The sequence below is a fragment of the Bradyrhizobium sp. genome (genome assembly GCF_035701725.1).
In the GTDB taxonomy this organism is placed as follows: domain Bacteria; phylum Pseudomonadota; class Alphaproteobacteria; order Rhizobiales; family Xanthobacteraceae; genus Bradyrhizobium.
In genome coordinates this window covers 1-15,736 of record NZ_DASSRP010000029.1, presented here as the reverse complement: position 1 = coordinate 15,736, position 15,736 = coordinate 1, and the positions used below count along the sequence as shown (strand labels likewise).

Below are 15,736 nucleotides of genomic sequence, written 5' to 3'. Positions count from 1 at the left end.
CCCTTGGGAATCGTAAGATCGACCGCCGCCAGCGCCTCGACTTCGTCGTCGCCAACGGCGAAACGCTTGGTGACGCCGCGGACGGTCAGCAGTTCCTGATGTCCGTTACTCACGATGTTGCGGGCTCCAGCTCAGAAGACGATTGCTGATCGCAACGATGATGCGGTCGGTGACGAAGCCGCAGGCGCCGATCACGATCATGCCGGTGATCACAAGATCGGTGCGCGACAGCGTGCGGCCGTCCATCACCACGGAGCCGAGGCCGGTCGGGACGCCGGTCATCTCGCCGACCACGATCAGGATCCAGGCGAAGCCGTGCGCGACCCGGAGCCCATTGAAGATCGCCGGCAGGGAGGCGGGCAACACGATCTGCCGGAACAGGCCCGTGCCGCCGCAGCCGAGCATGGAGGCCGCCTCGAACAGCTTTGGATCGATCGAGCGCACGCCAAACATGGTGTTGAGCAGGATCGGATAGAACGCGCCGAGAAAGACCAGGAAGATCGCCGCGTTGGGTCCGAGGCCGAAAAAGATCATCGAGAGCGGCAGCCATGCCGTGACCGGAATTGGCCGCAACACCGAGATCGTGGGATCGAGCAGTTGCCGCAGCACCTTGATGCGTCCGAGCATCATGCCCAGGGGAATGCCGATCAGCGCGGCGAGGAAGAAGCCGCCATAGACGCGCTGCATCGATTTCCAGATGTGGGTCAGGATCGTGCCGCTGAAGGCGTCGTCATAGATGCCGCCGAAGCTGAAGTCGTACATCATCACCGCGACCTGGTACGGGCTCGGGATCAGCCGCGTACCCGTGATCGCGACCGCCCGGTCCCAGATCAGGATCAGGAGCAACGGAAAACCCGCGCCCAGCACGAGGGCGCGCAGCGTCTCCAGTTGCTGGCGCTTTCGGCGCGCGAGCGCTGCAGCCGGCACGCTAGTGTCCACTTTCCGAAGTTCGTGTTCCACCTCAGCGCTCACCATTCACGAACTTCGGAAAGTAATGGACACTGGCAAGCTTACGATTCTAGTGCCGCTTTTCCATTTGAAGTTCCTGAACGAAATTTGCCGCCCGCAACGCAGGAACTTCAAATGGGCGGCACTGGAGCCGTCGGGCAGGGTGGTGACGTGGTCGCTCACGTGGCGGGCGCGCCTTACATGAACTGTTCGGTGATCGCGTGCGCCATGTCGGGCGCCTGACGGACCTGCTTCTTCTCGACCATCAACTCGCTATAGGCCTTGGCGCGGTCGATGAAGTTCTGGTCGATCTTCCAGGTCAGTTCGACATTCGGCACCGCCTTCTCGATCGAAGCGCGCTGCTGGCCGAGCTTCTGCATCGCGACCTCGATCATCTCCTCGGGGTGCGCCATCGCGTAGTCGGTCGCCTTCTTGTGCATGTCGATGATCATTTTGAGCCGTTCGGGATTTTCCTTGATCAGCTTTTCGCTGGCCGAGAGGATCATGTTGAGCGAGCCGATCGGCGTCGAATAGGGATACTCGACCAGCCGGCCGGTGCCGTTGGCAAGGCTGATGCCGGGGCCGGGCTCGGCGCCGACATAGGCATCGACATCGCCGCGGGCGAGCGCGGCGGGCATGTCGCTGAACGACAGCCGGATCGGCTGGATGTCCTTGATCGACATGCCTTCGGCCTTCAGCCGCTCGAGGATCACGACTTCCTGGGTCGAGCCCGGGAAAATCGCGACGCGCTTGCCCTTCAGGTCCTTGATCGTCTTGATGTCGGATTTGGCGTCCGCAATGATGCCCATGCCGCGATTGGTCGCGGCCGCGACGATCACGACGGGCTCGCCGGCCGCGGCTCCGAGCAGGAAGGCTGCAATGCCGTGGATGCAGGTATCCACGGTCCCGGTCAGCACCGCATTCTTGCCGTCGGTCGGGCTTTCGAAGGGAACGACCTCGATCTTGTAGCCGGGTGGCGCGAACTTCTCGTAGAAATACGGGGTGATGCCGTGGATGAGCTTCAGCGTGCCCACCCGCAGAACCTTGTCATCTGCGCTGGCGTTTGGCGCAGACATCACGAACGAGAAGATTACAAGCAAGATGGGCAACAGGCGGGGCAATAGCGACGCAGCGGGCATGGCAATCCTTTCAGCCAACTCGACCTCAATTTTTTACCCGGCGACCGCACCCTATACAGGAAGCGTCCCGTTGAGGGAACTGTCGATTGTTCAAGGGGGTAAGACACCCCCCGCGGCGAGGGCGATGGCGTCAGCCCTGCGGTAACCTTGCCGGTTAAATCCACTGGAATTGACGGTTTTGTTGCCTAAATAATCAACGTGGGCGGGTAATCGGCTGAGGGAGGCCGTGATGGTCTTGAATCGCGCATTGCTGACCGGTGCGGCTCTCGTGCTTTTCGCACTGACGGCGCTAGCTTCGAGCGGCGCCTCCGCGCAGCAATATCGCGCGGACGAATTTCTCAATCTCGATCTGTCCCGCGCCGTGCTTTCGCCCAAGCCGTTGGGGCCCGCTGCCAGCTTCGCACCGGGTCCGCTGGACGTGACGATGGATCGCGGCAAGGAGGCGACGGCACCGGCGAGCGCAGAATTGGTTGTCGACCCCAAGACCGTGCCGGCGGCCACGGTCCATGCCGAGAAGGCTGCGACGTCGAAGGCGGCAACCTCTGCTGCGCGGGTCGCTCGCGCTCGCGTCGAGCGCGCGGCGCCGCATAAGTCGCATACGTTGGTCGCGCTCCACGGACGAAATCCCATGGAGGCGCAGGCCCGCGATACCAGCGTTCAGGTCTGGCCCTGCCGGTCCGGCGGCATCTGCAACTGGAAGCGCTAGGCAAGCGCTGGCGCCGAGCGCGCGAGAGGCCGGAGCCGCATGACGCCATCTTGATTTGGGCATCCCGGCGCGGGCACATTATCAGCGGCCGCGAGTTGGTTTGCGCAACCATTTCAGCTCAGTCGTTTCGCTCGCCTACATGGCTCGGATCAGGGCCGTCAGCCTTCGGAGTTCGTCTCAATGGAACAACTACAAACGCAGGGGATCAACCTGCCGCGCCTTGGTCTTGGTACCTACCGCATGCAGGGCGATGCGTGCCGTGCCGCGGTCGAAAGCGCGCTCGCGCTCGGCTATCGCCACCTCGACACCGCGGAGATGTATGGCAACGAGGACGCGATCGGCGCTGCGATCGCAGCCTCCGGCGTCGCTCGCAGGGATCTGCACGTCACCACCAAGGTCTGGAACGAGAATCTGTCGCCGGATGCGATCCGTCGCGCCTTCGACGCCAGTCTGAAGAAACTGAGGCTCGATCAGATCGATCTTTACCTCGTGCACTGGCCGGCGCCGAACATGAACCTGCCGGCGATGTTCGAGACGTTGATGAAGCTGAAGCAGGAAGGCCGCGCACGTGCGATCGGCGTTGCCAACTTCAACGTCGCGCTCCTGAAGAAGGTCGTCGAAGAGATCAAGGCGCCGATCGCCTGCAACCAGGTCGAGTATCACGTGATGCTCGACCAGACGGCCTTGCGGAAATATCTCACCGCAAAATCCATTCCGCTGGTGGCTTACTGCCCGCTCGCGCAAGGACGCGCGGCCTCGAACGAAACGCTGATCGCGATCGGAAAAAAGCACGGCGCGAGTGCGGCGCAGGTTGCGCTGAAATGGCTCTTGGATCAGGACGGTGTGGCGGCAATCCCGAAGGCCTCGCGCAGCGAAAGCCAGCGCGCCAACCTGGAGGCCTTGAATATCGGGCTCGATGACGAAGACCGTCAAGCGATTGCGAACCTTCCCAAAGACCGGCGCTGCGTAAACCCTGGCTTTGCGCCGGCGTGGGATTGATCTTTCATCGAGAAGAAGAATGGCCCCTGGCGAGGCCAGGAGGCCATTCCTGTGTCGGCCTTATGACTTAGTCGCGCTGCTTGATCACGACGCGGTCGTGGCCATGATGGTACCAGCCGTGATGCCAGCCACGATCCATGTGGTGGCGGCCGTGCTTGATGATGATCTTCTCGGCATTGGCAACCGACGGCGCCGCGACCGCAATCGCACAAACAGCGGCAACAATATAAGCAAGCTTCTTCATGATCTCCTCCTCCTCCTTCGAAGTGGAGATTAAACTTCACAGCAAGAAGGAACGTTCCGCGCAAATTCGAGGAGAATTCTGAATGACTATTCAGCTTCGAAAACGTTCCGCAGAACGCAGCTGAATTTCAGTCGATGATCGCCTGATAGACCAGCGCGTTGATCTTCTGCCGATAGTGCCAGCGAACAGGGCCGGGTGCGGCCGACATGTAGACCACGGCAAGCTCCTGCTTCGGATCGGCCCACCAGTCGGTGCCGCTGGCGCCCGGCCAGGAAAACTGGCCAACCGAGCCCATCATCTTGACCACGCCCGGTGTGATGCGAACCGCAAGCCCAAGCCCGAAGCCGTAATCGGCGCGAGTCGGATCGGCATTGCCGATCAGGTTCTTGATGCGGGGGCCGAGCTGATCCGACAGCATGTAGTCGACCGTGCTCGGGCCGAGCAGGCGGGCTTCGCCGCTGCGTCCCTTGCTCATCAGCATCGTCACAAAGCGCAGATAATCCGTCGCGGTGGAAGCCGCGCAGCCGCCGCCGCATTCGAACTTCAGCGGCTGGGTCAATTCGGGACTGCGAACCTGCGGCTTGCCGGTATCGGGATCGGCTGGCAATGGCTTGGCGTAGCGCGCGGCTTGCTCGGGCGAGATCGAAAATCCGGTATCGTTCATGCCGAGCGGCGTGAAGAGGTTGGCCTTGAGATATTGCCCTAGCGTTTGGCCGCTGATCTTTTCGATCGTCAGACCGAGCAGGTCGAGACCGAAGCCGTAATCCCAGACCGTGGCGGGCTGATACAGCAAGGGCAGCGAGGCCAGTTTGTCGAGGAACGCCGCGCCATCATATTCGCGCGAGGCGTCGCTGCTGGCGGCCGGATACATCTTGTGCACAAGCGTATTGCCGCGGCCGCCATAGATGATTCCCGAGGTGTGCCGCATCAGGTCCTGGATCGTGACCTGCCGATCGGCCGGCACCGTCTCGGTGGTGGGCTCCCCATTGGCATCGCGCGCGGCGACCCGCATCTCGGCAAATTTCGGAAAGTACTTGGACAGCGGATCGCCGATCAGAAGTTGTCCGTGCTCATAGAGCATCAGCGCGCCGACTGTCGTCATCGGCTTGGTCATGGAGGCGATATTGAAAATCGTGTCGGTGGTCATGGCGACACCGGCCGCCTTGTCGCGCCAGCCATAGGCATCGAGCGCCACAAGCTTGCCATGCCGCGCAATCGCGATCACGGCGCCGGGAATGCGCCCGGCGGCGATATCGGCCTTCAGCACCTGCCCGATGAGCGCCAGCCGTTCGCTGGACATGCCGACTTCCTCGGGCTTGGCGCGGGGCAGGTCGGCGGCAAAAGCCGCCCCGCAGGTCAGGTAACCGAATGCAAAAGCGAGGCAGCGAAAGCGGATCATCGTGGCGTCTCCCGTTCGGGGCTCTGTTTGGCCTTTAGGCCAGACTAGGCCAACAACCGCGCTGCGACCAGCCGTCGTCGACGCGGGCGCCACCTGCGGCTTGCGCAAACGCGCCGGCCGTCGCATCATCGGCCAATAAGAAAAACTTTTGGGGGAGACACCATGCCCGAACTGTCACGCCGTCATTTTCTGGCCGGTACGGCCGCCGCCGCGCTATCGACCTCGCCGGCGATCGCTGCGATGGGCCCGAACGACAAATACGATCTCGTGATCAAGGGTGGCGACGTGCTCGACCCGAGCCAGTCGTTGCGGGGAAAACGCGACATCGGCATCCGCTGGGGCGTGATCGAGGCAGTCGAGGCTGACATTCCGGCTGCGCGCGCCGCCAAGACCATCGATGCGTCGGGCAAGCTCGTCACGGCGGGCCTCGTCGATCTGCATTGCCACGTTTATCCCTATGGCTCGGCGATCGGCATTCCCGCCGATGAACTCGTGCAATTCCAGGGAACCACGACCGTGGTGTCGGCGGGCGATGCCGGCGTCAACAATCTCGCTGCGTTGCGCCGCTTCATCGTCGCGCAGACGCGGGCGCGGATGTATGCCTTCCTGCATATCGCCAACAATGGTCTTTCCGCTTTTCCGGTCGCCGAGCTCTACAACATCGACAACGCGCAGGTCGAAGCATGCGCGATGGCGCTGGCCGAGAACCCGGATTTCCTGCTCGGCGTCAAGGTGCGGATGTCGGAGAACGTGATCTACAAGCATGGGCTCGAGCCGCTCAAACGCGGCATCCAGGCCTGCGAGATGTGCGGCTGGCCGGCCAAGATGATGGTGCATATCGGCGGGGTCGAGACCAAGGAGTTGATGTCGCAGATTCTCGACCTGCTGCGGCCGGGCGATGTTCTGACCCATTCCTATTCGGGTTTTCTCAACAATGCGGGGGTGGCGACCAACATCGTGCAGGACGGCAAGCTGTTGCCGGCGGCGCTCGCAGCCAAGCAGCGCGGCGTCATCTTCGATGTCGGCCATGGTGGCGGCAGCTTCGATTTTACGGTCGCGGAGGTCGCGATCCCGGGCGGCTGCACGCCGGATACGATCTCGTCGGACATTCACGTCTTCTCGGGCAATTCGCCCGGCATGCCGTATCTGCCCAACGTCATGAGCAAGTTCATGCTGCTTGGCTTCTCGCTGGAGCAGGTGGTCGCGATGGCAACCATCGCGCCGGCCAAGATCATCAACCGCGCGCCCAAAATCGGCACGCTGCAGGTCGGCGCGCCCGGCGATGTCTCGATCATGGACGTGGTGGAGGGGCCCGTCACCTTTGTCGACACCCGCAACAACAAGCGCGACGGCAAGGTCCAGCTCAAGCCGGTACAGACCGTGATCAACGGCGTGCCGTTCGGACGGCCTTATCAGGCGCCGTTTGCGGTGAGGTAACAGCCATCGGTCGAAGCGGCCGTTTTCTGCCTGACGGCGTGAGCGGCCACCAGCCATGACGTCCGGGCGGATAGCGCGGCGGCGCCGACCAGTGCGGCGGCGGCGATCAGCGAAGCCAGGCGGAAATCGCCAAGCCGCTCGGACAGGAAGCCCGCCACCACCGGCCCCGCGATCTGTCCGAGGCTGAAGCTCGCGGTCATGCGACCGAGTGCCTGCTGCGAATTGCCGGCGGCGAGCGTCCGTCCGGCCACAAAGCCGAGCGCAGTGATGCCCATGAAGGTCCCGCCCAATAGCAGCGTCGCCACCGCGATGCCGGGGACGGTGACCCACTCGACGCTGGCCGCGACGCCGAGTGCTTCGAGCGCGCAGGCAAGTGCGAAGGCGTTGAATATGCCGATCCGCTGACCGAGCCAGCCCCAGACCGAGACCGAGGGGATCGCCGCCAGCCCGAAGATGATCCAGACCCAGGGCTCGAGAACGTTGACGTTGGCGGCCAATCGCACGATCGCAATCAGGAATGTCGCCGTGATCACGTAGCCGAAGCCAAACAGGCCATAGGCCAGGATCATCGCGCCGATGCCCGGCGGCGAAGTCTGCGCCTTCGCGACCTGCGGCCTGGCCGCGATGTCCCGGCTGTGCGGGATCAGGATCGCAGCCATTACCGTTGCCGACGCGGCGAGCACGCCGGCGCCGATCCACAGATGCGTCCAGCCCGCGTTCCAGAGCAGCATGGTCGAGACCGCGAGCGCGGAAAGCATGATGCCAAGGCCGACGCCGGCAAAATGAACCCCAGACAGTGAGTGACGTCCGGACAACGCGAGCTGCTCCAGAACCAGCGTCGAGGCGCATACGATGACGAAAGCGCTCGCCGCGCCGCCGATAAAGCGGAGCGCGACAAAGAAAACGATGTTCGACGACAGCGCCATCGCCGCCGTCGCAATCGAGCTCGTCACCAAGGCGGCCACCAACCACCATCGTGGGCGTGCGGCGGCAAACGGCAGGCTCGCCAGCATGGCTCCGATGAGATAGCCGATGAAATTGGCGGACGCGACGATGCCAGCATCGGACTTGCTCCAGCCGAGCGCGGTCAGCATCACCGGCAGGATGGGCGTATAGACAAAGCGGCCGATTCCCAGCGCCGCCGCCATGGCGGCTAACCCGCCAAATGCAAGAGCTGCGGAGCGATCGGTTTGTGCTGGGGTTGCCATGGTTGATACCGGTTCGTTCAATTCTAGGATCGGACTAACCCTAGGACGACCGAGATCGCGTCCGGTAACGGTTTGATCTGATAGCGGCTATCACGGGCGGCGATAGCGGGCGGAACTATTCGGCCGCTGCGGTCCGCGTGGTCGCCGGCCGGGCCAGATCGAGGAAGGCACGTAATGCGCTCGATGCATAGGCTTCGCGGCGACGGACGAAGACCGTATCGACCCATTTCGAGGCGTTCGGCAGGCTATGGACACCGACGCGCTTGGGATCCCATACCGAACCGAGCAGCGCCCTCGGCAGCAAGGTAATGCCGAGCCCGGCGCTGACACAGCTGAAGATGGCTTCCAGGGTGCCGAATTCCAGGCAGCGCACGCCAACGATCCCGTGCCGGGCGAGCAGGGCCTCCAGATGCAGCCGATAGGAGCAGCCGATCTTCAGGACGATGATTTTCAGATCCGGTATCGCCGCGATCGCGTCGAAGTCGGTAACGCCTGGAGCCGTCATGATGACCAGTTCTTCCCGAACGAAAGGTTCGGTGATGAGGTCCGGATGGTTCACCGGCCCGCAGACGAAGGCGCCCTCGAGGCTGTGATTGAGAACCTGCTCGATGAGTTCGGCGGTCGTGCCGGTGCGCAAGGTGAGGTCGACGGCGGGATGGGCGCTGGCGAATTCGGCGAGGATCGGCGACAGCCGCAAAGCCGCCGTGGTATCGAGCGAACCGATCACCAGCGGACCGGAGGGTGATCCCTGGTCGGAAACCGCGCGTCGGGCGTCTTCGAGCACGCGCGCGGCGCGGCTCGCAAAGGGCAGCAGCCGCTTTCCCGCCGCGCTCAGCGTCACCCCGCGGTGGGTGCGCTCGAACAACTCGAAGCCGAGTTCGTCCTCCAGCGCCTTGATGCGCGCGGTGACGTTTGACTGGACCGTGTTGAGCTCGGCCGCGGCCTTGTTCATGCTGCCGCAGCGCGCGACGCTTTCAAACACTCTCAGGTCGGCCGCATCCATCGTGAGAGCTCCTTCGGCTCCTCCCGCTCACGCGCGGGATTTCATCTCCACATTGCCAATGCGTGTCGGTACGCCGAACTCCTTGCGGCAAACCTCGGCCAGCGCCGCGATGCCCTCGCGGATCTGCTGATGCGTCGGGCTAGCGAAACACAGCCGTAGACGCGAGCCGGCATAGGCCTTGTCGGTCGACCATTCCGGGCCTGGGTTGATTGAAACGCCGGCCGCAAGCGCGGCCTGATAGAGCTTCAACGTATCGACGTGGTCCGGCAGCTTGACCCAGAGAAAGATGCCGCCCTTCGGCGTCTCGAATTCCGCTGCGGTCCCGAACTGCTCGTTGAGCGCTTCCATCAAGGTATCGAGCTTGGCGCGGAGACCGCGCCGCAACGCCGGCACGTGCGCCTCGAAGTGCGGCGTGCAGTATTCGGCGAGCACCATCTGTTCGAGCGCGCCGCTGCCGGCGTCCGTCTTCAGAGGAAGCATGCGCGACATCACCGTCCACGGTGCGACGATGAAGCCGACGCGCAAGGCCGGCGCGATGGATTTTGAGAACGAGCCGATGTGAATGACATTGGCGCTGTTGCTCAGGGAGTAGATCGCCGATGGACGCTCGCCGTCCCAGACCAGGTCGGCGTAACAGTCGTCCTCGAACACCGGCACGCCGTATTGTTCGGCAAGACGCAAAAGTTCGAGACGCCGCGCCTCCGGCATGACGGTGCCGGTCGGGTTCTGCACGGTCGGGATGGTGTAGATATATTTCGGCGTGACGCCGCGGCGCTTCAGATCGGTCAATACCTCGGCAAGCGCATCCATCCGCATGCCGTCGGCATCGAGGGGAATGCCGATCGTGTTGATCCCAAGCCGTGTCAGCCGGTTCAGCGTGCCCTGATAAGTGTCGCGCTCGACGATCACGGTGTCGCCGCGGGCGAGCAGGGTCGCGTTGACGAGATCGAGGGCCTGGAGTGAGCCGGAGACGATCAGGATGTCGTCGGCGGTGCAGGAAATGCCGCTGTCGCGTTTCAGTTTCGCAGAGAGAAACTGACGCAAGGGACGGTAGCCTTGCGGGCCGCTTTCCAGCCCGTAGGTCGCAAGCGTCCGGCCCTCTCGCTTGAGGACAGCGTTGGCGGCCTCGATCAGCCCGTCGAGCGGGAGCTGCTCGGGGTCGTTGTTGCCGCCGACAAAGCTGTATTTTGCAAGCCCGGTCCATCGGGCCGCTGCGGCAGGCAGACCAGCCGGCAGCAATGGCGTGAAGTCGAACGGCGTGGCGGTCATAGGCGCCTTTGCTCCCTTGTTCTTGGTTGTATTCGACCTTATTCAAGTAAACGAGCTTTGTCGCCACCACCGCTACGCTGGGAGAGCTTTTCTGCCCTGCATATGGAAGCTGGCGTCGCCAAGCCTGCCGGGCTAAGGCTCGCTGCCTTCGAAACGAGAGACCCAATGGCCGATCCGATCCAGGAAGTATTGCACGCCTTTGCGCATGGCGAGCTTGTCGTGGTTACCGATGATGACGACCGCGAGGGCGAGGGCGACCTGATCGTCGCGGCCTCGTTGTGCACGCCCGAGAAGATGGCGTTCATTATTCGCCATACGTCCGGCATCGTTTGCGCGCCGATCACGCAGGAAGACGCGCGTCGCCTGCGGCTCGACCCGATGGTGGCGCATAACGATTCCAGCCACACCACCGCATTTACCGTCTCGATCGACTACAAGCCGGATGGCGGCACGGGTATTTCGGCCGAAGAACGCGCCTCCTGCTGCCGCGCGCTTGCCAACCCCAATGTCGGAGCCAACGATTTTGCCCGGCCCGGCCACGTGTTTCCGTTGATCGCACGTGACGGTGGCGTGCTGCTGCGTTCCGGTCATACCGAGGCTGCGGTCGATCTTTGCAAGCTGAGCGGTCTGCCGCCGGTCGGCGTCATCAGCGAACTGATGAACGACGACGGCTCGGTGATGAAGGGCCTGCAGGTAGCGCAGTTCGCCAAGGAGCATAAGCTCAAGCATGTCACGATTGCGGAGCTGATCGCCTACCGCCAGGCGCGGGAGAAGCTGATTGAGCGGGTTTCAAGCTTCACCGTTGATAGCCCGATCGGCCCGATGCAGGGTTTTGCCTATCGTTCGCCTTTCGATTCGATCGCGCATGTCGCCTTTGTCTATAACGGAGTTGGCGACGGCAGGAACGTGCTGACGCGCTTCCACAAACCTAACATCGTCAGGGATATCTTCACCGGGCCTAAGCACATGCAACTGGTGCTGGAACGCTTCAAGAAGAACGGCAGCGGCGTGATGGTCTATCTGCGCGACGGTGCGGCCGGCGTTCCGGTGGCTCCGCTGCCCGAGGAGAAGACCGCGGAGGCCGACCGCAACCGGCAATGGCGTGAAGTTGGCGTCGGCGCGCAAATCCTGCGCGATCTTGGCGTCACCTCGATCCGGAACCTGAGTTCGTCGCTGCACGACTACAAGGGGCTTTCCGGCTTTGGCATCGAGATCGTCTCGAACGAGCCGCTCGAAGGATAGCCCTTGTCCTCTCGGAATCGTATCATTTTGAGATCGCCTCCCGGAATGACGGCAGCAGCGATTTGCGCTCTTGCCCGTGGCGCATTAAAATAAATTCAATGTTGTGAAAGGATTTTCCATGAGCGTGCGCCCTCAGGCCAAGGACAAACCGTCGCCCGTCAATTTCCAGTGGGACGACCCGTTCCTGCTCGACGATCAACTCACCGAAGATGAGCGGATGATCCGCGATACCGCACGTGCCTATGCGCAGGACAAGCTCCTGCCGCGCGTGACCAAGGCTTATCTCGAGGAGAAGGTCGACCGCGATATCTTCCATGAGATGGGCGAACTCGGCCTGATCGGCATTACGCTGCCGGAAGAATATGGCTGCGCCAATGCAACCTATGTCGCCTACGGGCTGGTGGCCCGCGAGATCGAACGCGTCGATTCCGGCTATCGCTCGATGAATTCGGTGCAGTCATCGCTGGTGATGCATCCGATCTATGCCTATGGCGACGAGAACCAGCGCAAGAAGTACCTGCCCAAGCTCGCCACCGGCGAATGGGTCGGCTGTTTCGGCCTGACCGAGCCCGATGCCGGCTCCGACCCCGGCGGCATGAAGACGCGTGCGGAGAAGACCTCCGACGGCTACCGGCTGACCGGCTCAAAGATGTGGATTTCCAATGCGCCGATCGCCGACGTGTTCGTGATCTGGGCGAAGTCCGCCGAGCACAACAACCAGATCCGTGGCTTCATCCTCGAAAAAGGCATGAAGGGCCTCTCCGCCCCAAAGATCGGCGGCAAGCTCTCGCTTCGCGCCTCCGTCACCGGCGAAGTCGTGATGGATGGCGTCGAGGTGCCGGAGAGCGCGCTGCTGCCCAACGTTTCCGGCCTCAAGGGTCCGTTCGGCTGTCTCAACCGTGCGCGTTATGGCATTTCATGGGGCGCGATGGGAGCTGCGGAGGACTGCATGCACCGTGCGCGGCAATACACGCTGGACCGCAAGCAGTTCAACAAGCCGCTCGCCGCAACCCAGCTCGTGCAGAAGAAGCTCGCCGACATGCAGTCGGAGATCGCGCTCGGCCTGCAGGCTTCATTGCGGGTCGGACGGCTGATGGATGAAGGCAAGATGGCGCCGGAAATGATTTCCATCGTCAAGCGCAACAATTGCGGCAAGGCGCTCGACATCGCGCGCACCGCGCGCGACATGCATGGCGGCAACGGCATCCAGATCGAATATCACGTGATGCGTCATACCGCGAACCTGGAGACCGTGAACACCTACGAGGGCACCCACGACGTTCACGCCTTGATCCTGGGCCGTGCCATCACCGGCATTCAGGCGTTTTCGTAAGCGTCAACCTCATCCTGAGGAGCCCGCGTATCGCGGGCGTCTCGTAGGATGGCCGCAGCAGCCTCATGCTTCGAGACGGCCCTCACGGGCCTCCTCAGCATGAGGATTAGGAACAACAATGTCCGACAACGACGACGTCCCGTTTAACCGCAACTTTCCGCTTGCGCCGGGCGTGATCGAGGAAGTCCGGCCCGGCGTGCGGCGTATCCTCTGCAACAATCCGAGCCCGTTCACCTTTACAGGGACGGTGAGCTACATCGTCGGACGCGGCAAGGTCGCCATCATCGATCCCGGGCCCGACGATGAAGCCCATGCGAAGGCGCTGCTCGCGGCGGTCGCCGGCGAGACCGTGACGCATATCCTCGTTACCCATACCCATCGCGATCATTCGGTGAACACGCCGCGGATCAAGTCGGCCACCGGCGCTCCGGTCTATGCCGAAGGTCCCCACCGGGCCTCGCGACCGCGCTTTGAAAGCGAAAAGCACAATCCGGAATCCGGCGCGGACCGCGAATTCCGGCCTGATATTCAGCTCGCAGATGGCGACGTCATCGAAGGTGACGGTTGGAAGCTCCAGGCCGTCGCAACGCCGGGCCATACCGCCAATCATCTCGCGTTCGCCTGGCCCGACCGCAAGTTCCTGTTCGTCGGCGATCATGTCATGGGATGGTCGACCTCGATCGTGGCACCGCCGGACGGGTCGATGGTCGACTACATGGCCTCGCTAGAGAAACTCGCAGGCCGTGACGAAGATCTTTATTTCTCCGGCCATGGTCCGGAAATTTCCGATGCCGCGCGCTACGTGCGCTTTCTGATCCGTCATCGTCAGGCCCGTGAAGCTTCGATCCTGCACCGGCTGTCGAAAGGCGAAGCCGATATTCCGACCATCGTGCGCGCGGTCTACATCGGTATAGACCCGCGCCTGACGCGGGCCGCCGGCTATTCGGTGCTGGCGCATCTGGAGGATCTGGTAGGACGCGGCATCGTCGCGACCGAGGGCGATCCCGTGATCGATGGGACGTACAGATTAGCGAATAGCGGCTAGGGAATAGCGAACAGGGTAACTCTATTCGCTACTCGCCATTTACAATTCGCCTCTCTTTACTTCTTCACGACTTTCGGCGGCGTTTTCGCAGGTGCCGCCGGCTTCTTCGCCGGCTTGAGCGCATCGGCGTCGGCAGCGTTGTTGAGGTCTTCCATCAGCTTGCGAACGCGCGCGGCATTGCTGCCCAGGTCGCTCTCGAAATAGCGCGAGGCGGAGCGGATATCGACCCTCGAATCTTCATCGTCAGGCGAGACGCGGATTGATACGTCCTCCCGGAATCCCATGATCGGCGTGCGCGCCACCGCTTCGATGCGCCCGATGCGGCGCGGCGGCTGGGGTGGGCGCTCGTCGATGACGAGCCACTTGCGGCGATTGACGAGCTGCAGCGTGAGCTCATAGGCGCGCTGCACCGGGAGTTCGAGTTCGACTGTTTCGATGTCGGGATAGGCGATGCGCTGCTGTTCGGCCGAGTAGAGGCCGGCATAGACGGCCGGATTGGCGCCGTCGCCGGTGCGCAAGCGCGCCAATGCCTCGAAGCGTGGCGGGTCGATCGGATCGGTCGTGATGTCGTGGATCGCCGGCAGCTTGCGATATTGCAGGCCGAGATAGGCAGGATAGGCCAGCAGCATGGCGTCGATCAGAAACGCAACCAGAATTCGGCTGACGCCTGTGGCGCCGCTCTGCCAGATTGCGGCCGCCCCGAACAGGCCGAGCACGATCGAGAGGCCGGCACAGGCAAGCGCGCCAAAAAAAGTGGCCAGAGCCGGTTTGATTTCGAGAAAGCCGAACCGGACGATCAGGATCGACACCAGGACCGCCACAACCGAAAATACCGCCAGGTTGCGCGACCACGAGGCGAGGCCAGAGACGGGCTCCGAAAGATAGGGCGCGGAAAACCTGCGGGCCATGGCCTTGATTTCTGCCGGAATTAAGGACGGCCGGGCGGAACCGGCGCATTGAAACCAGTGGTCCGACTGCAACATTCACGCCCGTTCGCAACGGGCGCTTTTGCAAATGTCGCAATCCAAAAGACCATTAGCCGGTGTGAGACCACGAAGCGGCACCGAATTCAAGGGATCGGGCGCCAAAGACTGAGATGGATTGACCCAGCCCTCTCAGCTAGGTCCCGGGGAAACTATACGTCTTGAATTGGTCGCGAAGCGCGGTCTTCAGGATCTTGCCGGTCGCGGTGTGGGGAATGCCGTCGACGAAGACGATGTCGTCGGGCATCCACCATTTGGCGATCTTGCCATCCATGAATTTCAGAATGTCTTCCCGCGTCGCATTCTGCCCCTGCTTGAGCTGGATGATGAGCAGGGGACGCTCGTCCCATTTGGGATGGTGCACGCCGATGACCGCAGCTTCTGCCACCGCCGGGTGGCCGACCGCGAGATTTTCCAGATCGATCGAGGATATCCACTCGCCGCCGGATTTGATCACGTCCTTGGAGCGGTCGGTAATCTGCATGTAGCCATAGCGATCCAGGGTGCCGACGTCGCCGGTATCGAAGAAGCTCTGATCGTCGATGGCGTCGTGATCTTCCTTGAAATAGGCCCGCGCCACCGCGAAGCCCCGTACCTTGATGCGGCCGAAGGTCTTGCCGTCCCACGGCAACGGCTTGTTGGCATCGTCGGTGATTTTCATTTCCACGCCGAAGGGCGTGTAACCCTGCTTCTGCTTGATATCCAACAGCGCGTCGCTGTCCAGATCCGCCAATTGCGGTTTCATCGAGCCGACCGTGCCGAGCGGGCTCATTTCGGTCAT

Annotated in this window: 15 protein-coding genes; 6 read left to right on the top strand and 9 right to left on the bottom strand. The window is 62.6% G+C overall.

The genetic code is table 11. The features are described from left to right. Nucleotides 1-105 precede the first annotated feature (105 nt). Nucleotides 106-975: an ABC transporter permease gene (locus VFL62_RS01580; RefSeq protein WP_414644572.1), complete on the bottom strand. Its 870-nt coding sequence runs from the start codon at nt 973-975 to the stop codon at nt 106-108. 170 nt (nt 976-1,145) lie between these two features. Then, nucleotides 1,146-2,087 carry an NrtA/SsuA/CpmA family ABC transporter substrate-binding protein gene (locus tag VFL62_RS01575; protein WP_325170625.1) on the bottom strand — a complete coding sequence of 314 codons (942 nt, stop codon included), beginning with the start codon at nt 2,085-2,087 and terminating at the stop codon, nt 1,146-1,148. Between the two features lie 229 nt (nt 2,088-2,316). Between VFL62_RS01575 and VFL62_RS01570 the strand changes: the two genes are divergently transcribed. Together VFL62_RS01570 and VFL62_RS01565 are read left to right on the top strand one after the other, a co-directional pair. Further along, the gene (locus tag VFL62_RS01570; RefSeq protein ID WP_325170624.1) at nt 2,317-2,793 is read left to right on the top strand and encodes a hypothetical protein; all 477 of its coding nucleotides are present in this window, start codon (nt 2,317-2,319) and stop codon (nt 2,791-2,793) included. Nucleotides 2,794-2,973: 180 nt separating this feature from the next. Continuing rightward, complete coding sequence (locus VFL62_RS01565; protein ID WP_325170623.1) at nt 2,974-3,792, top strand: aldo/keto reductase; 819 nt, start codon at nt 2,974-2,976, stop codon at nt 3,790-3,792. A 67-nt stretch (nt 3,793-3,859) separates the two neighbouring features. Here VFL62_RS01565 and VFL62_RS01560 read toward each other — a convergent pair whose 3' ends face one another. Together VFL62_RS01560 and VFL62_RS01555 are read right to left on the bottom strand one after the other, a co-directional pair. Then, nucleotides 3,860-4,036 carry a hypothetical protein gene (locus VFL62_RS01560; RefSeq protein WP_325170622.1) on the bottom strand — a complete coding sequence of 59 codons (177 nt, stop codon included), beginning with the start codon at nt 4,034-4,036 and terminating at the stop codon, nt 3,860-3,862. A gap of 127 nt (nt 4,037-4,163) precedes the next feature. Continuing rightward, entirely contained in the window at nt 4,164-5,435 is a 1,272-nt protein-coding gene (locus VFL62_RS01555; protein ID WP_325170621.1) for a serine hydrolase domain-containing protein, read from the bottom strand. 162 nt (nt 5,436-5,597) lie between these two features. Between VFL62_RS01555 and VFL62_RS01550 the strand changes: the two genes are divergently transcribed. Beyond that, nucleotides 5,598-6,872: an amidohydrolase/deacetylase family metallohydrolase gene (locus VFL62_RS01550; RefSeq protein WP_325170620.1), complete on the top strand. Its 1,275-nt coding sequence runs from the start codon at nt 5,598-5,600 to the stop codon at nt 6,870-6,872. Here VFL62_RS01550 and VFL62_RS01545 read toward each other — a convergent pair. From VFL62_RS01545 to VFL62_RS01535, 3 genes are all read right to left on the bottom strand, one after another. Beyond that, nucleotides 6,848-8,020 carry a YbfB/YjiJ family MFS transporter gene (locus VFL62_RS01545; protein ID WP_325170619.1) on the bottom strand — a complete coding sequence of 391 codons (1,173 nt, stop codon included), beginning with the start codon at nt 8,018-8,020 and terminating at the stop codon, nt 6,848-6,850. The two genes, VFL62_RS01550 and VFL62_RS01545, sit on opposite strands and share 25 nt — an antisense overlap. A gap of 175 nt (nt 8,021-8,195) precedes the next feature. Continuing rightward, nucleotides 8,196-9,083, bottom strand: coding sequence for a LysR family transcriptional regulator (locus VFL62_RS01540; protein ID WP_325170618.1), 888 nt, complete (start codon nt 9,081-9,083; stop codon nt 8,196-8,198). A 27-nt stretch (nt 9,084-9,110) separates the two neighbouring features. Then, nucleotides 9,111-10,352, bottom strand: coding sequence for a PLP-dependent aminotransferase family protein (locus VFL62_RS01535; RefSeq protein WP_325170617.1), 1,242 nt, complete (start codon nt 10,350-10,352; stop codon nt 9,111-9,113). Between the two features lie 165 nt (nt 10,353-10,517). On the opposite strand from VFL62_RS01535, the gene ribB reads away from it, so the two are divergent. From ribB to VFL62_RS01520, 3 genes are all read left to right on the top strand, one after another. Next, on the top strand, nt 10,518-11,594 hold the full coding sequence (ribB, locus tag VFL62_RS01530; protein ID WP_325170616.1) for a 3,4-dihydroxy-2-butanone-4-phosphate synthase: 1,077 nt from the start codon (nt 10,518-10,520) through the stop codon (nt 11,592-11,594). A gap of 118 nt (nt 11,595-11,712) precedes the next feature. Then, nucleotides 11,713-12,927, top strand: coding sequence for an acyl-CoA dehydrogenase (locus tag VFL62_RS01525; protein WP_325170615.1), 1,215 nt, complete (start codon nt 11,713-11,715; stop codon nt 12,925-12,927). Between the two features lie 118 nt (nt 12,928-13,045). Next, entirely contained in the window at nt 13,046-13,972 is a 927-nt protein-coding gene (locus VFL62_RS01520; RefSeq protein WP_325170614.1) for an MBL fold metallo-hydrolase, read from the top strand. 56 nt (nt 13,973-14,028) lie between these two features. On the opposite strand, the gene VFL62_RS01515 is transcribed toward VFL62_RS01520, so the two are convergent. Then, nucleotides 14,029-14,880, bottom strand: a complete 852-nt coding sequence (locus VFL62_RS01515) for a DUF1499 domain-containing protein (RefSeq protein ID WP_325170613.1) — start codon at nt 14,878-14,880, stop codon at nt 14,029-14,031. Nucleotides 14,881-15,091: 211 nt separating this feature from the next. Next, the coding region (locus VFL62_RS01510) for an AMP-binding enzyme (protein WP_414644571.1) at nt 15,092-15,736 on the bottom strand (645 nt) is incomplete at its 5' end.